Origin of the sequence: Blautia faecis (assembly GCF_027662325.1) — a bacterium.
Taxonomy (GTDB): Bacteria; Bacillota; Clostridia; order Lachnospirales; family Lachnospiraceae; genus Blautia_A; species Blautia_A faecis.
Genome location: NZ_JAQDKY010000014.1, coordinates 77,051 through 79,526, shown reverse-complemented (window position 1 = coordinate 79,526; position 2,476 = coordinate 77,051). Strand labels below are relative to the sequence as shown.

Sequence of the window (2,476 nt, the reverse complement as noted above, 5' to 3'; positions counted from 1 at the left end):
CGTTTCAGCTCCGTATAACAGGTTACTATTTGTTATGTAATTGGTTTCCTCCTTCATAGAAATATTACATCAATACAATTTTTTATTGTGCGTGTCATCTATAGTAATAAAATTTGCTCGTTGGCACATACTTATCATCTTTATCCTTTTCCAACAATCCTTTCTGTTCCATAGCCCTTGCATATCCAAAACGTTTAGCACCTTTAGCACATTTAAATTCCTGTATTAAAGCATTTTCACTAAGCTCTAATCCTCTATAATATGCATTCTCCATTTCTTGATTTTGTTTTTCCAGATAAGATAAAAAACCTTCTCCCATACTTCTCCAAAAACTCTTTTTCTTGGGAGGTTCAGGCACAGGATTCTCATTTTGAGCAGCAGTATATGGCTTCTCTTCTTGCGTTGCTGAATACTTTATACTTTCATCATATCTTTTTCTTTTTTCTGAATCAGAAAGAACTTCATAAGCTTCATTCAGCTGTTTTAATTTTTCTTCGCAAAGTTCACTATTCATTTTATTATTATCTGGATGATATTTTTTAGCCAATGCTTTATATGCAGCTTTTATTACATCTTCTGATGCACCTTTGTTTATTTCGAGAATTTCATAATAATCCATTATTTTCGTAGTTCTCCCTATGATAAAGGGACAGAATATAACATATCCTGTCCCCTTTCATCTAGCCTATTTTTTCCCATACATGATCCAATGGTTTATAGTTATTTCCCATGCCACGAGCTCTACAACCAGTTCCGCCATGTGGAAGAAATCTTGTATCATTTGTCTGATAGCGCATACCGCAATATCTACACTGATACATAGATTTTGGTCGCATATTTACAGAACCGCTATTATAGTTGCTGTACGAATTGCTGTTTCCATTGTTGCCTCCTGTCATGTCCTTAATAAGCTTGTCGAATAATCCCATATCTGATTCCTCCTTTTTTATTCACGACTCATTCTTCCAAGCACGACTCCTACCACCATTAAAATTGTCGCCGGTCCAATTCCTCCAAAACTTACATCAACCAAAAGTAGCAAAATCTGAATTGGTAATGGAATTAATACAAAAATAATAAAGCCAATTATATATATTAGGACCGCCATATTATCACCTGCTTTATTTTTCTTTTATTATATTCCATATAATTCTATTAGTCAATATTTAATTCTATTAGTTCGTTCGTATTTTTATCTTTTAAGGGCATAATCTTTGTTAAAAGGAGGATTTTCCATGAAATCAATTGATTATACCGAGATTGGACATAAGATACGACAATCACGCATTGCCCATTCCTACTCCCAGGAGCAACTGGCAGAATTAACAGGAATCTCCACAGCCTTTCTCGGTCACATCGAAAGAGGAACCAGAGCTATGTCTCTGGAGACGCTAGTCTCCATTTGTTCAGTTTTGAATATCAGTATTGATTATCTACTGCTTGATGAAATCTCCGAAACAGATTCCGAAATAACGGCGCTTGTCTCTGAAGTGAAGTCCAAAGGCGACGTCCAGTATCGTAAATTTGTTAATATAATGAAAGCCTTGACTCTGGTCGCTGATAAGCTTTAAGGTACACACCGCAAATACGCCAAATCCTAGAAATATTACTAATCCAATCTTCTTATCAACAATTTGTTTAGTTCAAACTTCAATAGGGCATCTAGTTCAATCCAGATGCCCTATCGTAAATCCATTCACTCTTTATCTACCTGTGACAAATACATTTCCAAGTCTTTCTTACGTATTCGCCATCTTCCCCGAACCTTAAAAGCCTTTAGCTCTTTCTGTTTTATCATATTCAAGATTGTAGTTCTTCCAATATGCAAAACCTCCTGTCCCTGTTTCAATGTCAATATCTCTGGTATTGCTTCAAACATAGCACAATCTCCTTCCAAAATATTCTTATCTGACTGTTTGTCGTCAGCTATATATTAAAAACTATTTTTGTATAACAATAGTGTAATGCGGTATATATAAGGGTAACAAAAACTCTATTTTATGTGCCACAAAATTCTCCCATTGCAGTACAACGCACTGGGAATATATCGTCGCAAATTCGAATATGCGATAAAAAAGGAGCAAAGGAGACATAAAAATGCCAGACACAAACACTACAAAAATCGAAATTCTTTCTATTCATACACTTACATATAGATATAGATGTAGTTTCCAAACATACTACGGACTTTTTCAATACCTAGTTCAAAATCGAAATTGCATCTTTACAAAACACAAACACAAAAAATGTGAAAAATATACGACCCGAACATTGCACCCTCTCGGCTTCAATCGTATAGAATTTATAGATTGCATGATTCCAGACAGGGACTATCACGAATATAAGATCAAATTCACCATTAATCCACGAATTCTTACCGGGCAAACATCGCAACCACGCACACATATTATTGCCAAAGAACAGCTTTCTCAACTTCCAGATATTCTTGATACTGCCATACATGATTTATGCAGCC

5 protein-coding genes are annotated in these 2,476 nt (G+C 35.2%); 2 read left to right on the top strand and 3 right to left on the bottom strand.

Features of this window, described 5'->3' with window-relative positions; translation table 11 throughout:
* Nucleotides 1-94: 94 nt before the first annotated feature.
* Both PGQ38_RS19495 and PGQ38_RS08910 read right to left on the bottom strand, forming a co-directional pair.
* Complete coding sequence (locus tag PGQ38_RS19495; RefSeq protein WP_204453951.1) at nt 95-619, bottom strand: DnaJ domain-containing protein; 525 nt, start codon at nt 617-619, stop codon at nt 95-97.
* A 61-nt stretch (nt 620-680) separates the two neighbouring features.
* Complete coding sequence (locus tag PGQ38_RS08910) at nt 681-929, bottom strand: hypothetical protein (RefSeq protein WP_204453953.1); 249 nt, start codon at nt 927-929, stop codon at nt 681-683.
* A 306-nt stretch (nt 930-1,235) separates the two neighbouring features.
* Between PGQ38_RS08910 and PGQ38_RS08905 the strand changes: the two genes are divergently transcribed.
* On the top strand, nt 1,236-1,571 hold the full coding sequence (locus PGQ38_RS08905) for a helix-turn-helix domain-containing protein (protein WP_204453954.1): 336 nt from the start codon (nt 1,236-1,238) through the stop codon (nt 1,569-1,571).
* A 125-nt stretch (nt 1,572-1,696) separates the two neighbouring features.
* Here the strand turns inward: PGQ38_RS08905 and PGQ38_RS08900 are convergent, their stop codons facing one another.
* Complete coding sequence (locus tag PGQ38_RS08900; protein ID WP_270413925.1) at nt 1,697-1,879, bottom strand: helix-turn-helix domain-containing protein; 183 nt, start codon at nt 1,877-1,879, stop codon at nt 1,697-1,699.
* A 218-nt stretch (nt 1,880-2,097) separates the two neighbouring features.
* Between PGQ38_RS08900 and PGQ38_RS08895 the strand changes: the two genes are divergently transcribed.
* On the top strand, nt 2,098-2,476 hold a 379-nt coding region (locus PGQ38_RS08895), incomplete at its 3' end, for a hypothetical protein (protein WP_270431360.1).